The organism is Micromonospora sp. CMU55-4 (assembly GCF_011602315.1).
GTDB classification, from domain to species: domain Bacteria; phylum Actinomycetota; class Actinomycetes; order Mycobacteriales; family Micromonosporaceae; genus Micromonospora; species Micromonospora chalcea.
The window spans coordinates 156,035-172,498 of sequence record NZ_JAAOLH010000015.1; the positions used below are offsets into that span (position 1 = coordinate 156,035).

At 74.0% G+C, this 16,464-nt stretch carries 12 protein-coding genes; 2 read left to right on the forward strand and 10 right to left on the reverse strand.

Annotation, left to right across the window (positions count from 1 at the left end; genetic code table 11):
* Nucleotides 1-35: 35 nt before the first annotated feature.
* Nucleotides 36-992: a TrmH family RNA methyltransferase gene (locus HA073_RS23970; protein ID WP_369830103.1), complete on the reverse strand. Its 957-nt coding sequence runs from the start codon at nucleotides 990-992 to the stop codon at nucleotides 36-38.
* On the opposite strand from HA073_RS23970, the gene HA073_RS23975 reads away from it, so the two are divergent.
* Nucleotides 950-2,782 (forward strand): thiamine pyrophosphate-requiring protein, encoded by a 1,833-nt coding sequence (locus HA073_RS23975; protein WP_069087720.1) that lies wholly within the window; start codon nucleotides 950-952, stop codon nucleotides 2,780-2,782. The genes HA073_RS23970 and HA073_RS23975 overlap by 43 nt on opposite strands.
* Before the next feature lie 4 nt (nucleotides 2,783-2,786).
* Here HA073_RS23975 and HA073_RS23980 read toward each other — a convergent pair whose 3' ends face one another.
* The 9 genes from HA073_RS23980 to HA073_RS24020 all read right to left on the reverse strand — a co-directional run bounded on the left by HA073_RS23980 (nucleotide 2,787) and on the right by HA073_RS24020 (nucleotide 14,712).
* Nucleotides 2,787-3,347, reverse strand: coding sequence for a dihydrofolate reductase family protein (locus HA073_RS23980; RefSeq protein WP_064445359.1), 561 nt, complete (start codon nucleotides 3,345-3,347; stop codon nucleotides 2,787-2,789).
* A gap of 106 nt (nucleotides 3,348-3,453) precedes the next feature.
* Nucleotides 3,454-6,570, reverse strand: coding sequence for a BTAD domain-containing putative transcriptional regulator (locus HA073_RS23985; protein ID WP_166457335.1), 3,117 nt, complete (start codon nucleotides 6,568-6,570; stop codon nucleotides 3,454-3,456).
* Between the two features lie 161 nt (nucleotides 6,571-6,731).
* Nucleotides 6,732-8,039: a hypothetical protein gene (locus HA073_RS23990; RefSeq protein WP_166457336.1), complete on the reverse strand. Its 1,308-nt coding sequence runs from the start codon at nucleotides 8,037-8,039 to the stop codon at nucleotides 6,732-6,734.
* Between the two features lie 10 nt (nucleotides 8,040-8,049).
* On the reverse strand, nucleotides 8,050-9,147 hold the full coding sequence (locus tag HA073_RS23995) for a TOMM precursor leader peptide-binding protein (protein ID WP_166457337.1): 1,098 nt from the start codon (nucleotides 9,145-9,147) through the stop codon (nucleotides 8,050-8,052).
* Nucleotides 9,148-9,425: 278 nt separating this feature from the next.
* Nucleotides 9,426-9,797 (reverse strand): hypothetical protein, encoded by a 372-nt coding sequence (locus HA073_RS30370; RefSeq protein WP_043329734.1) that lies wholly within the window; start codon nucleotides 9,795-9,797, stop codon nucleotides 9,426-9,428.
* Nucleotides 9,798-9,898: 101 nt separating this feature from the next.
* Nucleotides 9,899-12,103 (reverse strand): transglycosylase domain-containing protein, encoded by a 2,205-nt coding sequence (locus HA073_RS24005; RefSeq protein ID WP_205798368.1) that lies wholly within the window; start codon nucleotides 12,101-12,103, stop codon nucleotides 9,899-9,901.
* 90 nt (nucleotides 12,104-12,193) lie between these two features.
* Nucleotides 12,194-12,997 (reverse strand): hypothetical protein, encoded by an 804-nt coding sequence (locus HA073_RS24010; RefSeq protein ID WP_166457339.1) that lies wholly within the window; start codon nucleotides 12,995-12,997, stop codon nucleotides 12,194-12,196.
* Between the two features lie 129 nt (nucleotides 12,998-13,126).
* The gene (locus HA073_RS24015; protein WP_043329729.1) at nucleotides 13,127-14,233 is read right to left on the reverse strand and encodes an SPFH domain-containing protein; all 1,107 of its coding nucleotides are present in this window, start codon (nucleotides 14,231-14,233) and stop codon (nucleotides 13,127-13,129) included.
* A gap of 5 nt (nucleotides 14,234-14,238) precedes the next feature.
* On the reverse strand, nucleotides 14,239-14,712 hold the full coding sequence (locus HA073_RS24020; protein ID WP_030504273.1) for an NfeD family protein: 474 nt from the start codon (nucleotides 14,710-14,712) through the stop codon (nucleotides 14,239-14,241).
* A gap of 98 nt (nucleotides 14,713-14,810) precedes the next feature.
* Between HA073_RS24020 and HA073_RS24025 the strand changes: the two genes are divergently transcribed.
* Nucleotides 14,811-16,121 (forward strand): serine hydrolase, encoded by a 1,311-nt coding sequence (locus HA073_RS24025; RefSeq protein ID WP_166457340.1) that lies wholly within the window; start codon nucleotides 14,811-14,813, stop codon nucleotides 16,119-16,121.
* The last annotated feature ends 343 nt before the right edge of the window (nucleotides 16,122-16,464 follow it).

Here is a 16,464-nt window from a genome sequence, read left to right on the forward strand (position 1 = left end):
TATGCACGCCGTCGCATGGTCATGCAAGCCGGTCGTCAGAGCGGGTCGTCCCGCCCCAGCTCCCAGAACGCCACCGCCGCCGCGGCGGCCACGTTCAGCGAGTCCACGCCGCGCCGCATCGGGATCACCACCCGCACGTCGCTGGCGGCCTGCGCCGCCGCGGTCAGTCCCGGCCCCTCCGCCCCGAGCAGCAACGCCGCCCGCTCGCGCTGCGCCGGGGTCAGCCGCTGCATCGGTACGGCATCAGGCGCGGGCGTCATCGCGAGCACGGTGAACCCGGCCGCCCGGACCTGGTCCAGCCCGCCGGGCCAGCTGTCGAGCTTCGCGTACGGCACCGCGAACACCTCGCCCATGCTGACCCGTACGCTGCGCCGGTAGAGCGGATCGGCGCAGGTCGGCGACAGCAGCACCGCGTCGACACCGAGCGCTGCCGCGCCCCGGAAGATCGCGCCCAGGTTGGTGTGGTTGTTGACGTCCTCCAGGATCACCACCCGCCGGGCGGCGGCCAGCACCTCGTCGGCCGAGCGCAGCGGCTTGCGGTGGAACGACGCGAGCACGCCCCGGTGCACGTGGAAGCCGGTGGCGCGCTGGAGCACGTCCGGCGTGGCCGCGTACACCGGCGCGTCACCGGTGTCCAGATCGGCGAGCTGGTCCACGCGCTTGGCGTCGACCAGGTACGACCGGGCCGGGTAGCCGGCCCGCAGCGCCCGCCGCAGCACCAGCTCCCCCTCGGCGATGAACAGCCCGTGCGGCGGTTCCCAGCGGGTACGCAGCTCCACGTCGGTGAGCGCGCGATAGTCGGCGATCCGGTCGTCGTCGGGGTCGGTGATCTCGTGGACGGGCACCACGCGATTCTGCCCGGCCCGCCGGGCCGCTCCGGCACGGGCCGGGTTTCCGCCGCCCCGGGCGGGGAACGGAGCCGGAAGGCCGACGCGACGGAGGGACCACGATGGGCGCGGATCACGACGGCAACCTCCCCCGCGACGCCACAGTCGCCGACTACCTGGTGGCCCGGCTCGCCGAGTGGGGCGTGCATCGCTACTACGGCTACCCGGGCGACGGGATCAACGGCATGACCTCGGCGCTGCAACGCGCCGAGGGACGCGCCCGGTTCATCCAGGTCCGGCACGAGGAGACCGCCGGTTTCGCGGCCGGCGCGCACGTCAAGTACGGCGGCGGCCCGCTCGGCTGCGTGGTGGTGACAAGCGGCCCGGGCGCGATCCACGCGCTCAACGGCCTCTACGACGCCAAGCTCGACCACCAGCCGGTGGTGGCGCTGCTCGGGCACACCGCGCTGCCCGCCGAGGGCGGCGGCTACTACCAGGAGGTGGACCTGCTCTCGCTCTACAAGGACGTGGCGTCGGCCTTCCTGGCCCAGCTCGACGATCCGTCGCAGGCCCGGCACCTGGTGGACCGGGCCTGCCGCACCGCGCTGGCCCGGCGTACCGTGACCGCCCTGGTCCTTCCCTCCGACGTGCAGGACCTGCCGGCGGTGCCGCACCCGCCGCACGCGCACGGCTACTACCACACCAGCGCGGTGCCGAGCAGCGAGCCGACCGTGCCGCCGGAGGCCGACGTGCGCCGCGCGGCCGAGGTGCTGCGCGGCGGCGAGCGGGTGGCGATGCTGGTCGGGCAGGGCGCGCTGGGCGCCGAGGACGAGGTACGCCGGATCGCCGACCGGCTCGGCGCCGGGGTGGCCACCGCGCTGCTCGGCTTCACCGCCGTCGACCACCGGCAGCCCTGGGTGACCGGCGCGATCGGCCTGCTCGGCAGCCGCCCCAGCTGGCAACTCATGCGCGAGTGCGACCGGCTGCTGATCGTCGGCAGCCAGATGCCGTACTCGGAGTTCTACCCGCCGGAGGGGCAGGCCCGGGCGGTGCAGATCGACATCGACGGCAGCCGGATGGGGCTGCGCTACCCGACCGAGGTGAACCTGACCGGCGACGCCGGACCGACGCTGCGCGCCCTGCTCCGGGAGCTGGGCCCGGGGCCGGGCCAGACCGCCTGGCGGGCCACCCTCGCCGACGCCACCGGCAAGTGGCGGGCCGCGCAACGCGAGGTGGCCGCGCAGCCGGCCGACCCGGTCAACCCGCAGTCGCTGTTCACCTCGCTCGACGACGCGCTGCCGGACGACGCCGTGCTCGCCGTGGACTGCGGCACCGCCACCGCCTGGTACGCCCGGCACGTGCGCGTGCGCCCCGGCATGCTGGCCAGCCTCTCCGGCACGCTGCTGTCCATGGGCGGCGGCATGCCGTACGCGCTGGCGGCGAAGTTCGCCCACCCGGACCGCCCGGTGATCGCGCTGCTCGGCGACGGCGCGATGCAGATGAACGGCGTCAACGAGCTGATCACTGTGGCGAAGTACTGGCGGGAGTGGGCCGACCCCCGGTTCGTGGTGCTCGTGCTCAACAACCGTGACCTCGCGTTCGTCAGCTGGGAGCAGCGGTCCAGCGAGGGCACCCCGATGTTCCCGGACAGCCAGGACCTGCCGGACGTGGCGTACCACAAATGGGCGGAGGTGCTGGGCCTCGGCGGTGAGCTGGTCGACTCCCCCGACCGGGTGGACGGCCTGTGGCAGCGGGTGCTCGACGCGGACCGGCCGGTGGTGGTCAACGCGGTGGTGGACCCGGCCGAGCTGATGTTGCCGCCGCACTTCACCGCCGAGCAGGCCCGCAAGACCGCCGCGGCGGTGCTGCGCGGGGACAGCGACCGGGCCGGCATCGTGCGCCGCGGCGTACCGGCCGCGCTCGCCACGTACCGGCCCCGCCGCCGGGGCCGCTGAGGCGTCAGGCCCGCGCGTAGCGCAGCAGCACCGACCGCCCGTCGAACTGACGCGTCTCGACCAGCCGCAGGTGCTGGCGGGCCAGGTCGGGCAGCACCTGCCGTCCGCCGCCGAGCACCACCGGGTGCACGATCACCTCGTAGGTGTCGACGAGCCCCAGCGCGGCCAGCGCCGTCGCCGCGCCGGTGCCGCCGGTGACCAGCAGGTCACCGGGGAACCGCTCGCGGACCTCGGCGAACTCCTTCGCCAGGTCGCCGCCGCCGACCACCACGGCGCCGTGGGGAGCCTCGGCGAGCGTGCGGGAGACCACGATCTTCGGGGTACGCCGCCAGATCGGCGCGAACGCCAGGTCGTGCGGGTGGTCGGAGATCGACTCGACCTGCGGCCAGTAGGAGGCCATCATCTCCCACACCCGCCGCCCGTAGACGAAGGCGTCGGCCCGCTCGGCCAGGTCGATCGAGTACGCGGACAGCTCCTCCCCCATCTGCGGCCAGTCGAACTCGCCGTTCGGCCCCTCGATGAAGCCGTCGACGGACGTGTGCACCCCGTAGCTGACAGTGCCCATGATGTGTTCCTCCGCGTTGCGGCGCGTCCCGGTCGGGCGCGCTCGCCGGTGGGTCGGAGCCGCCCGGCCGGATCCGACAACCCGGCCCCGACGACTCCCGGCCAGGCTACGGTCCGGCCAGCCGCCGCTCGATCTCGTCCGCCGTGGCGGTGGCCCCGATCCGGGCGGCCACCTCGTGGGCGCGTCGCCAGACGTCCCGGGCCGCCTCGGCCCCGGTCAGCCGCTCCACCGCCCGGGCCAGGTCCATCAGGGCCTCCAGCTGCAGCGGCGGGCTGGCCGTCAGGTCGTCGGCCGCCTGTTCGAGCAGGACCCGCGCCCGCGCCGGGTCGCCCGACATCAGGCTGATCCGTCCCTGGGCGTACCGGGCGTAGGCCAGGTAGGCGGCGACCCGCATCTCGCGGGCCTGCTCCAGGGCGGTGTCGGCGTATCCGGCCGCCTCGCCCAGCCGGCCGTGCCCCGCGAGCATCGCGGCGACCTCGCTGAGCAGCGCCACCTCACCGAGCCGGTCACCGTGCCGCCGGACCAGTTCCAGGGCCTCCAGGTACGCCGCCCGGGCCTCGTCCACCGCGCCACGGTGGTCGTGCCAGCGGCCCGACGCGCGCAGGCCGAACGCGAGCGGCCGGGGCGTGCCCGCGGCCCGCAGCAGCGCGACGGCCCGGGCGAGCGTCTCCCCGGCGGCCGGATCGCCTTCCTGGAACTGGAGGACGCCCAGCCGGGCGAGTTTCGGTCCGGCGGCCACCTCGTCGCCGGCCTCCTGGTACAGCTCGATGGAGCGGACCAGGCTGGCGCGTGCCGCCGGACGGTCCCCCAGTCCCTCGTACACCTGGTTCTCGACGCCGGCGATGTCGGCCCGCAGCCAGGGCTGGGCGAGCGGCTCGGCCGCCGCCGCGGCGGCCCGCGCGTAGCCGAGCGCGGCCTCCAGGTCACTGCGTAGCAGGGCCGCGAACGCCACGCAGAGCCGGAGCCGGGCGATCCCCTCCGGGTGCCGCCGGCGCTCGGCGGCCGCCAGCCCGATCTCGGTGACCCGGGTCAGGTCGTCCACCCGGGCGTCGACGAACAGGTAGTAGTCGCAGTGCCAGGCCAGCGCCCAGGAGTAGTCCTCCAGGCCGGGCGTCGCGGCGGCCTGCTCGATGCCGGCGAGCAGGGCGGCCCGTTCGGCGCCGAACCAGCGTTTCGGGTCGCGCAGGTGCTCGCCGGTGGGCGCCGGTGACCTCGGCAGGTCGGCGACGATGACGGCGCCGCCCTCCTGGCTCAGCGCCACGCGGGCCTGCTCGGTCAGCGTCAGCCAGGTGCCGAAGACGCGCCGCAGCACCTCCGGCCGCTCCCGCGGCCCCTCCTCCCGCGCGGCGCGCTCCCGGGCGAACGCGCGGACCAGATCGTGCAGGTGGTAGCGGACCTGGCCCAGCTCGTCCGGCCCGGTCACCTCGACCAGGTTGGCCTCGACCAGACCGGTGACCGCGTTCGCCGCGCCCGCCTCGTCGTCGAGCAGGACGGCGGGCAGCCACGGAGGGGCCCGGTCGAGGTCCAGCACGGCGAACCGGCGCAGCAGCCGGCGGGCCGGCTCGTCCAGCGCCACGTACGCCGAGTGGAACGCCGCCCGTACGCTGCGGTCGGCGCGGGCGAGATGGTCCAGCCGGTGCGAGAGTTCGGCGAGCTGCGCCGCCGCCTGCCGCAGCGACAGCACGCCGGGTATCGCCAGCCGGGCGCCCGCGATCCGCACCGCCAGCGGCAGCAGCCCGCAGTGGTGGACGACGTCCGACGCGGAGCCGGGCTCGGCGGCGACGCGGTCCGGGCCGATGATGCCGGCCAGCAGCCGCAGCGCGTCCGCCTCGGGCAGCGGCTCCAGCCGCAGCTGGTGGGCGCCGTCGACGTCGACGAGCGCGCGCCGGCTCGTGACCAGCACGACGGTGTCCGTCCCGGGCAGCAGGGGGCGCACCTGCGCCGCGTCGGCCGCGTTGTCCAGCAGCACCACTCCGGGCCGCTCGGCCATCGCGCCCCGGAACAGCGCGCCGCGTTCCTCCAGGTCCGCGGGGATCTGGGCGCCGGGCACGCCGAGCGCCCGCAGGAACCGCCCGAGCACCTCGACCGGGGGCGCCGGATGGTCGTGCCCGTTCAGGTCCACGTAGAGGTGCGGACCGGGGTACGCCGGGCCGAGCTGGTGGGCGATCCGGACCGCGAGGGTGGTCTTGCCGACGCCGGGCAGGCCGCTGATCGCCGTCACGGCGACCGCCGGCCGCTCCGGAAGCCACTCCAGGACCGCCGCGATCTGTTCCTCCCGGCCGACGAAGTCGGTGAGGCCGGCCGGAAGCATCCGGACCGGCGGGCGTGCGGCCCCGTCCGGTCCGGCGGCACCGTGTTGTGCGGCGCCTCCGTGCTGTGCGGCGATTCCGTGTTGTGCGCCGGCGGCCGGGCGCTGTCCGGCGGCGGGCGGGTGGTCCGGCGGCGCGACGACCGGGCCCGCGTCGGGCGCCGACCGGAGGCTGGGGTCGTTGCGCAGGATCAGGTCGCGCAGCCGGATCAGCTGGGCCGTGGGGTCGATGCCGAGCTCCTCGGCCAGGCGGCGGCGCAACTGGTCGAACCGGTCCAGCGCCTCGCCCTGCCGGTCCGCCAGGTAGAGGGCCCGCATGAGCTGACCCACGAGCGACTCCCGCCACGGGTACGCCTCGACCAGCTCGGTGAGCCGGCCGATCACACTGTCGTACCGGCCGAGGCCCAGCTCCAGGCCGAGGCAGCGCTCGACCACTGTCATCCGCCGTTCGTCGAGACGCTGCGCCGCCGCGGTGAGCGCCGGCGTACGCAGGCCGTCGAGCGCCGGACCGCGCCACATCGCCAGCGCCTCGCGCAGCCCGGACACCGCCTCCTCCGGGGCGCCGCCCCGGTCGAGGAGCCCTTCCGCCCGGCGTACCCGTTCCTCGAAGACGTCCAGGTCGAGTTGACCCTCGGCGACGGTGAGCAGATATCCGGAGCCGTGGGTGCCGATCACGTCGCCGGGCAGACCGGCGGCGCGCAGCGCCCGTCGCGCCGCCGCGACCCGGTTGCGGACCTGGACGTCCGCGCTCGCCGGCGGATGGCCGCCCCAGGCCGCGTCCATGAGACGGGACACCGGGACGATCCGGTTGGCTTCCAGCAGCAACGCGGCGAGCATGGCCTGACTGCGGGGGCCACCGACGCGGACCGTCCGATCGTCGAGGCACACCTCGACCGGGCCGAGCAGCCGAAACATGACCGCCGGCACCATTCGCTCCCCCCGAAGCGCGCGGACCCGGGCGACCACGTCAAGATCGCCCTCCGGCCCACCCTAGACGAGTTCGCGCGAGGCCAGGGGGTGACGCGTACCAGCGGTGACCGGGGGGACACACCACTGTGTCCGGTCGTCGTCGGTGGTCAGCCGATCGGGTCCGGCGCGGCGTGCGGCGCTTGACCGGACGTGGCCCGCGCCCGGCGCCGCCGGGAGTGACGGCGGTAGAACGTGACCAGGAACATCGCCTGGAGCGCGCCCTCGACGAGCAGGACGAGCGCGCCGTCCACGGCCGCGAGCAGGCTTCCGCCGGTCGCGCCGGCCAGCACGGCCGAGCCGGCCTGGATCGCGCCGTGCGCGACGATCGGGATTCCGAACAGGACGAAGCTAGACAACGCGACAGCGCTGCCCGCCACCACCGCCAGCGCGTAGATCCGTACCGCGCGCCGCTCGTGCGGCGGCAGGACGGCGGTGGGGTCCCCGGCCGACGGCGTCACCCGGCCGGGAAGCGCCGCGTGCAGACCCCGGCGCAGCAGGTGCCGGGCGTACGCGAAGCCGTCCTGGAACAGGTTGCGGCACCGCAGCACGTCCAGCAGGACGAAGTAGCAGTCGGTACGCATGTAGACGTGCAGTTGCAGCGCCATCGACATGACGATCACCAGAACGACGGCGGACAGCAGGCCGCCGACCAGCGGATGCGGCCGGGCGTACGCCATCACCAGCAGCGCGGCGCACACCACGGCGGAATCCCAGAGCAGGCCGCTGAGGTAGACGCGGTACCGGTGGCGGCGCGGCACCGACCAGATGGCCGTCACGTCGGTCTCCAGGACCAGATGGTGCAGCCGGGTGGCGAACCGGATCCGGGCCGGCGCGTCCAGCGAACGGGCCGCCACCAGGTGACTGAACTCATGCAGCACCGCCGTCCCGGAGAACAGCACGGTGTTCACGAGCACGGCGAGACCGACGTAGCCGGTCCAGAAGAAGTCCCGGTACGACGGCAGCAGCTCGGGACGGCGTACCACTGTGGCCAGCGTCGCCGCGACCAGCGCGACGTAGGCCACCTTCGCCGCGGGGCCGAACAGCCAGCGCACGTGCCGGGCCCGCAGCCAGGGCAGGTGCGGCCGGTCCTCGCGGCGGGCGTCGCCGGTGGGCCGGCCGTCGACCTCGGCCACCAGGCCCGCCTCCCGCAGCGCGAGCACCAGGTCCACGAGGTCGAGGTCCACGTCGTGGTCGGCGGCGATCCGTTCCTCGGCCACGCCGATCGGCGCTCCGCCGTCGAGCAGCTCGACGGCGCGGACGCCGATCGCGGGCAGTTCCACGAACTCGCCGACCTCCGGCCGGCCCACCACCACCGAGTCCGGGTCGTCGTCGGACGGCCGGATCCGCAGCGGGTGGAACCGTACCCGCGTCGCGGCGCCCAGATCCGGCGCCGCCTCGACCCCGGTGGTCGTCATCGCCCGGTCCTCACGCGCCGCGCGGACCGCACGAGGGGCAGTCCGGGTCCCGCGGCACGTCGATGAAGTAGTGGTGGTCCCAGCGCGCGGCGTTCTGGTGGAAGACCCGGCCGGCGACCTGCTGAGGCAGCCCGCCGAGGTGGTAGAGCACCTCCAGCGCGCAGAGGTGACCGGTCACGTTCGCGGTGGCGGCGATCACCGCGTTCGGTCGTTCCCCGCCGCGCAGCGGCGTGCCGTCGGTCTGGATCTCGTGCTTGTCCGGCCGCCGCCGCAGGCAGGTGTAGCACCCGGTGCGGCCCGGGAGGAACGAGCCGACGACCGTCATCGGCCCGGTGTAGAGCGCCATGAACCACGGCGTGCCGGTACGCAGCGCCGCCTCGTTCGTCCAGTCCTGGATCTGGTCGACGGGCCGGTCCGCGCAGAGGACGAAGGCGTCCCGCCCGTTCATCAGCGGCACCAGGTCGTCGGCGGAGCGGACCCGGCACTCCTCCCCGGTGACGTCGACGTGCGAGTTCATCGCCCGCAGCCGGTCCACGGCGACCTTCACCTTCGGCTGGCCGAGGTCGCTCTCGGTGTAGAGCAGCTGGCGGGTCAGGTTCGGCTGGTCGATCACGTCGAAGTCGGCGCAGTGCAGGCCGCCGACGCCGCTGGCGACGAGTCCGGCCGCGACCGCCGTGCCGGTGCCGCCGAGACCGAGTACGGAGACCCGCGCCCGCCCGATACGCGCCTGCACCTCGAAGGGCGAGCTGCGGGGCTGGGTGTCGATCCAGGCGTAGAAGTGCCGGGCCCGGTCGTAGCGCTGCGCGGCCTCCGCGGTGAACCCGTCGGGCAGCGTGGCCGCCGCGTCCTCGACGAAGCCCTGCGCGATGAGCTGCTCCACCACCTCGCGGACGCTGTCCTCGTCGATGCCCGGGTGCGTCTCGGCGAGGTCCGCGCAGACCTCCCACACGTACCGGGTGCCGTCCAGCAACGTCAGGATGCGGGCGATCGTGCCGTCCTCGTCGTCCTGGATCTCCGACGCGACGCCGTACTGCATCAGACCGATGATCAGCCGGTTCCCCGGCAGCGTGTAGGGCTCGTGGACACTCTTGACGCGCGGCTTGAGCATGGGACCGCAACCTCACTAACGCTCGGCGGAAGACGGGAAGCGGCACCCCGGCCGCCGCGGTAGGTGGCGGCGACCGGGGTGCCGGCGCGGATCAGGCGCCGTTGCTCTCGCGGATGACGGTGGTCTCCAGCCGCTCCAGCTTGCGGACCTTCAGCGAGAGCTTCTTCTTGCCGGCCTGCTCGATCGTGGCCTTCTCCATGGACGCCTCCTCGATTCGGGTACGCCTTCCGTGGTGCCGGAAGGCGAGCCCAAGCCTGTCGCCCGGCGTCACCGGTCGATCACAAGTCGATCATCAGCGGCCGTTGATGATCGCCGCCACCATCCGGGTGCGTGGCCCGACCTGTGATGATCGCGTTGCTCGGCGTCGACGGCTCCGGCAGGACCAACCAGGCGAAGGCGCTGGCCGAGCGGCTGCGCCGGCGAGGTGTCCGGGCGCGGTACTTCGAGAACGCCGGTGGGCGGCCACTGTGGAACCGGCTGGCCCGGGCACTCGGCCGGGCCGACGGGGTGGCGCTGTTCGGCCGTACCGTCCATCCGGCGCTGGAGGCGACGGTCCGCGCGGCGGCGATGGCCCGGACCGTGGCGGTGGCCCGCCTGACCGGCCGGGTGGCGGTGCTGGACCGGTGGAACTGGTGCCAGGACGTGATCAAGGCGGGCCGGGGCGACCGGAGACGGCGGGTGGCCGCGCGCCGGGGGGCGGCGTTAAGAAGGGGCCCCTTTACTACCGGAGGCGTTAAGAAGGGGCCCTTCCTTACCCGCGGTCGCGCAGCCAGCGCAGCACGTCGGAGGGCAGGTCGTCGCGGTCCTCGCGCTGCTCGCGGCGGTCCGGCTCGGTCCGCCGGGGCGGCTGCGGACGCTGCGGGTCGCCGACCAGCGCCCGGCTCGGCGCGGTGAAGTCGGCCACCGGCTCGCCGGTGACCGCTGTCCTGATGGTCCGCGCGACCGCGTCGATCACCTTCGCCTGCACGGCGGAGCCGACCAGGTCGGTGACGTCGTCCGGGTTGGCGGCGATGCCGGCCACGGCGACCTGCGGGGTGTACCCGACGAACGTCTCCGTGGCGTTCCGCTCCGAGCTGCCGGTCTTGCCGGCGACCGGGCGGCCGACGATCGAGTCGACGGCGGTGGCGGTGCCGCCGTTGCACTGCCCGAACGCCGACTGCTGGCCGACCGGGCAGCGGGCCGCGTCGGTCGCGGCCCGGGCCACGTCCGGGTCGAGGACCCGCTTGCACTCCGGTTGCCCCACGTCGACGCTCCCGCCGTCGGGCGTGGTCACCGAGACCACCGGCAGCGGCGTGCAGTACGTGCCCTCGGCGGCCACCGTCGCGTACGCGTTCGCCAGGTCGAGCGGGGTGGTGGCGGCCACGCCGAGCGTGAACGCGCCCCAGTCGGCGGCGTGGTCGCGGGCGAACGTGGCGTCGGAGTCGGCCCGGAAGGTGATGCCGAGGCGCTGCGCCATCTCCACCACCTTGTCCTCGCCGACCTGTTCGGCCAGCCAGACGAAGTACGTGTTGACGGAGCGGCCGAAGCCGTCCCACATCATCCGGTAGCCGTCCATCCACTGCGGGTTGGCGTTCGCCGGGCACCAGGTGCCGTCGCAGTTGCCCTCGTCGTCCGAGGCGTACCGGGTGGGCAGGCGACTCGGGGCGTCGAAGCCGGTGGACAGCGGCTTGCCGGCCTCCAGCGCCGCCAGCATGGTGAACATCTTGAACGTCGAGCCGGCCTGGTAGCCGTCGACGCTGGCGCCGCCGGAGATCAGCGGGTTGACCGTGTTCGGGTGGTTGGCCTGCCCGTCCGGGTTGGCGTCGAGGCTGTAGTGCCGGTTCACCGCCATGGCGAGCACCCGGCCGGTGCCGGGCTCGACCGCCGCGATCGGCAGCGCGCGCTTGTTGCCGTACCCGTAGACCTTGGTGGCCTGCTCCTGCGCGGTCTGCTGGATCTTCGCATCCAGCGTGGTGACGACGCGGTAGCCGCCCCGGCGCAGCGCCTGCTCGCGCTCCTCGGGGGTGGCGCCGAACGCGGGCTGGGTGAGCCACCAGCGGCGCAGGTAGTCGCAGAAGAAGCCCCAGTCGTCGTGCCCCTGGGCGGTGGCGGTGCAGCCGTTGGGCTGGGCGGTCGGGCGCAGCGTGGGCGCCTGCGCCTTCGCCGCAGCGGCCTGCTGGGCGGTGATCGCGCCGGTCTCGGCCATCGCGTCCAGCACGTACGCCCGGCGGGCCAGCGCCTGGTCCAGGTCGCCGTCGATCGGGCTGTACGCCTCCGGCGACTGGACCAGACCGGCGAGCAGCGCCGCCTCGCCCAGCGTCAGGTCGGCCGGGGCCTTGCCGAAGTAGCGCTGGCTGGCGGCGGCGACGCCGTACGCGCCGGAGCCGAAGTACGCGATGTTGAGGTAGCGGTTGAGGATCTCGTCCTTGGACAGCGACTGCTCCAGCGCGTTCGCGTACCGGATCTCCTGGAGCTTGCGCCCGACGGTCTGCTCGGTGGCGGCCTGCCGCTCCGCCGGCGTGCGGTTCGGGTCGGTCTTGAGCACGTTGCGGACGTACTGCATGGTCAGCGTGGAGCCGCCCTGCTCGGTGCCGCCGCCCTTGACGTTCGCCACCAGCGCCCGGGCGATGCCGCGCAGGTCCGCGCCGCCGTGCGAGTAGAACCGCCGGTCCTCGGCCGCGATGATCGCCTGCCGCATCACCGGGGCGATCTCGTCCAGCGACACGTCGGTGCGGTTCACGTCGTAGAACGTGGTGATCAGCGTCTTGCCGTCGTTGGCGTAGAGGTAGGAGCGCTGCGGCTGGGCCGGGGTGCGCAGCGCGTCGGGCAGGTCCGCGTACGCGCCGAGCGCCGCCCGGGCGGCGAACCCGCCGAGCAGTCCGGCGGGAAGCGCGGCGACCGCGAGGACGAGCCCGGCGAGCAGGCCGGCCAGCAGCACGGTGAACAGCCGCGACAGCGGCGACCTGGGTGACGGCATGAAGGCAAGGATTGCCACGAAAGCCGCCTACCGGCCACCTCGCCAGGCAACTGTCAGTTACTTCACGGCAACCGCCCAGCTCCGAACCGGTCAGCCCGCCCCGAGTGGGCCCTTCGGTGACACGGGCGGCACGGGTGCGGCGGCGACGCTGGCGGCTGCGGCGTCCCGGGCGATGGTCTCGGGCACCAGGCGGCCGCTGCGGTAGCCGATGCCGATGCCGGCGACCAGCACGAAGATCGCGCCGAACGTCTGCAGCGAGCCGATCAGCGCGCCGCCCAGGCCGAGCAGCGGGGCGGCGATCATCAGCATGGTCCCGTCGCCGTAGGAGAACATCCCGGACCGGGCCACCGACCAGCCGGTCAGGAACCAGCCCACGCTGTAGAGCGTGGCGCCGAACAGCACGATGCCGCGCGCGGTCACGCCGAACACCGGCGTCTGCTCGGCCAGCCCGGCGAACGGGAGCATCAGCACCATCCCGCCGATGCTGGCGAGCAGCCCGGCCAGCGCGACGCGGCGGCAGCGGGTGGCGGCGAGCAGGCCGGTGAGCGCGAGCAGGGCGAGCAGCCCGAGCCACACCGAGGCGACCCAGCCGACCAGGTAGAGCGGCCGGCCGTCGGCCGGGTACGGGTCGTTGCCCACCCCGCCGTCGCTGGCCATCGCCACCAGGCCGTAGAGCACCGCGTACGCGGGCAGCAGCCAGACCGCCGCGCGGGCGAACCGGCGGATCGACCAGGCCCAGGTCGCGTCGGTGGCGGGCGCGCCCGGGCCGGGCTCGGAGACGAACGGCAGGACCCCGAACCCCCCTCCGGTACGCCGGGAGCCGATCGGCCCGGCGGGGTCGTGCGCGCCGGGGACCGGGGTACGGGAGAACAGCCGGTTCGCCGGGTCCTTCATGGGTCACCTCGTTCGCGCCGCGGGTGGCCCGGGACACGCGACGGCGCTCCGGCCCTGCTCACCACCCGTCCTCAAGACCGATGGTGGCAGTCGCCGGAGCGCCGTATGAGGACTTTTCGGATTTGCCGGTCAGCCCCGCTCGCGCTGGTCCGCCGGGTCGTTCACCAGGCTGGCCGGCGACACCGGCTCCGGCGCGGGCAGGCCCTGCGGGGCGTTGCCGCCGGTGGCCTGCGCCTCGGCCACCCGTACCTCGTTGTGGATCTCCTGGGCCGCGACGGCCGCGGCCTGGGCGGCCTCGGCGGCCTCCCGCTCGACCTCACCGGCGCTGCGGGCGGCCTCCGGCGACGGCACGTCGCCGGCCATGTTGGCCAGCCCGCCCAGCGCGCCGCCCATGCCCTCCAGGGCCTTGGTCAGCTCGGTCGGGACGATCCAGACCTTGTTGGCAGTGCCGTTGGCGATCTGCGGCAGCGCCTGGAGGTACTGGTAGGCCAGCACCTTCTGGCTCGGGTTGGCGGTGTGGATCGCGTCGAAGACGGTACGGATCGCCTTGGCCTGGCCCTCCGCCTGGAGGATCCGGGCCTGCCGGTCACCGTCGGCGCGCAGCACCGCGGCCTGCTTCTCACCCTCGGCGGTGAGGATCTGCGACTGCTTGTGGCCCTCGGCGTTGAGGATCGCGGCGCGGCGGTCCCGCTCGGCGCGCATCTGCTTCTCCATCGAGTCGCGGATGCTCGGCGGCGGCTCGATCGCCTTGATCTCGACCCGGGTCACCTTGATGCCCCAGCGGCCGGTGGTCTCGTCCAGCACGCCGGACAGGTGCCGGTTGATCTCCTCGCGGCTGGTGAGCGCGCGCTCCAGGTCCAGCGAGCCGATCACGTTACGCAGCGTGGTGACGGTCAGCTGCTCGATCGCCTGGAGGAAGTTGGAGATCTCGTAGGTGGCGCGAACCGAGTCGACGACCTTGAAGTAGAGGACCGTGTCGATCGAGACGACCAGGTTGTCGGAGGTGATCACCGGCTGGGGCGGGAAGCTGACCACCTGCTCACGCATGTCGACCTTGGTGCGTACCGCGTCGACGAACGGCACCAGCAGGTTCAGGCCCGGGTTCAGCGTGCGCTTGTACCGGCCCAGCCGCTCCACCACGTCCTGCCGCTGCTGCGGCACGATCCGCACCGCCTTGAACAGCGTCACCACACCGATCAACGCCACCGCGATCATCAGGATCGCCAGAAACTCCATACCGTTCACCTTTTCGCTTCGGGCAGCTCGCCCGGGGTGGAAATGTCGTCCTGCCATACCAGGGCGGTAGCGCCCCGAACCTTGATCACCTGCACCCGCTCACCCTCGGCGTACGAGCGCGTCGCGTCGTACGAGCGGGCCGTCCACAGCTCACCATCGATCTTGATCATCCCGCGCTCGGAGTCGACCGGCTCCAGGACCACAGCGGTGGCCCCCTCCAGCGCCTCCACCCCGAACGGCTGCTCCCCGGTCTCGATCGCCGGCCGCGCGTGCCGCCGGACCACCGGACGGACCACCGCCACCGACAACGCCGACACCACCGCGAAGATCACCGCCTGCAGCGCCACCGGCGCACCGAGCGCCGCGGCGCCGGCCGCGGCGAACGCCCCGACCCCGAACATGATCAGGAAGAGCGTCGTCGTGAAGATCTCGGCGACCGCCAATACCACACCCAGAACGATCCAGAACACGGCGTCCACGAGAACAATCCTGACACGTCAACGCACGTGTCATCGAACTGTCATGATCGCTAGGCTCGGCTCGGCGTACCGCGCCCACCGCCGATGAGGAGGACGAGATGCCCCTGCTGCCCGAGACCGCGCGTCAGGTGGACCTGCTGGTCGCCCGGGCCCAGGCCGAGGGGCGGGGCCCCTCGCTCGCTCTCGGCGTGGTCCGCGACGGCCGGCTGGCGCACCTCGCCGTCGCCGGTGAGACGCCCCGCCCCGACGCCGACCTGCAGTACCGGATCGGCTCGATCACCAAGACGATGACCGCGGTGCTGGTGATGCAGCAGCGCGACGCCGGCCGGCTGTCACTGGACGACCCGCTGGACGCCCACCTGCCCGGCACCCCGGTCGGCTCGGTGACGGTGCGCCAGCTCCTCGGCCACGTCAGCGGCCTGCAACGCGAGCCGGACGGCGACTGGTGGGAGCGGGTCGGGGGCACGGACCTGGACACCCTGCTCGCCGGGCTGACCCCGGACAAGATCGCCTACCCGCCGCACTTCGTCTACCACTACTCGAACCTGGCGTACGGGCTGCTCGGCGCCGCGCTGGAACGGATCACCGGCACGCCCTGGGCGGAGCTGCTGACCGAGCGGCTGCTGGCCCCGCTGGGCATGCGCCGCACCACGTACCACCCCACCGAGCCGTACGCCCGCGGATACGTCGTCCACCCCTGGCACGAGACGCTGCGGGAGGAGCCGCTCACCGACACCGCGGCGATGGCGCCGGCCGGCCAGCTCTGGTCGACGGTCGAGGACCTGGGCCGCTGGGCCACGTTCCTGGCCGACCCGGACCCGGCGCTGCTCTCCCCCGCCACGCTCACCGAGATGTGCGCCCCCATGGTCATCAACGACCTCGACTCGTGGACCGGCGGGCACGGCCTCGGCATCGAGCTCTACCGGGTCGGCGACCGGGTGTACGTCGGGCACGGCGGATCCATGCCCGGGTACGTCGCCGGCTTGGCCGTGCACCGGCCCACCCGAACCGCCGTGGTCAACTTCGCCAACTCGTACGGGCTGCGCGGCCACCACATCGGCGCGCTCGGCCGGGAAGCGCTCACACTGGTGCTGGACGCCGAACCGGCCGCGCCCGCCCCCTGGCGCCCGGCCGACCCGCCCGCCGCCGACGTGGCCGCGCTGACCGGGCGCTGGTGGTGGATGGGCGGCGAGTACGAGTTCCGCGTCGACGCCGCCGGTGACCTGGTCGGCGGCCAGGTCGGCAGACCGCTGCTGCGCTTCACCCGCGAGGGCCTGGACCGGTGGCGGGGCCGCGCAGGCTCCCAGGACGGCGAGATCCTGACGGTGATCCGCGACGAAACAGGAACCCCGGTAGCCCTGGACATAGCCACCTTCGTCCTGACCCGAACCCCCGACGAGCTCCCGTAACTCCCGCCCCTCCCCACCCCCGCCCCGCCGATCTTGCACTTGTGGCCCTCATTCCGCCCGCTATGCCCGATCCGCGGGGACCACAACTCCATGATCGACGCACACCCGCACCGCTCACCCCGTGATCAAGGAGTTCGCGTCCGCGTTGATCTCCAATTCACCCACAAACTCCTTGATCACCCTGGCGGGGGGCGGGCGGGGCGCGGGGGGCCAGGGGCGCGAGGGGCCGGGGCGGGGGCGGGGGCGGGGGCGGGTGGCGCTGGCGCACGGCGGGGGCGGGGGGGGCCCGGGCCCGCGGCGGGCGCCAAGCCTGCCCCCCCGGGCCCCGGCACGTCCCCCCCCG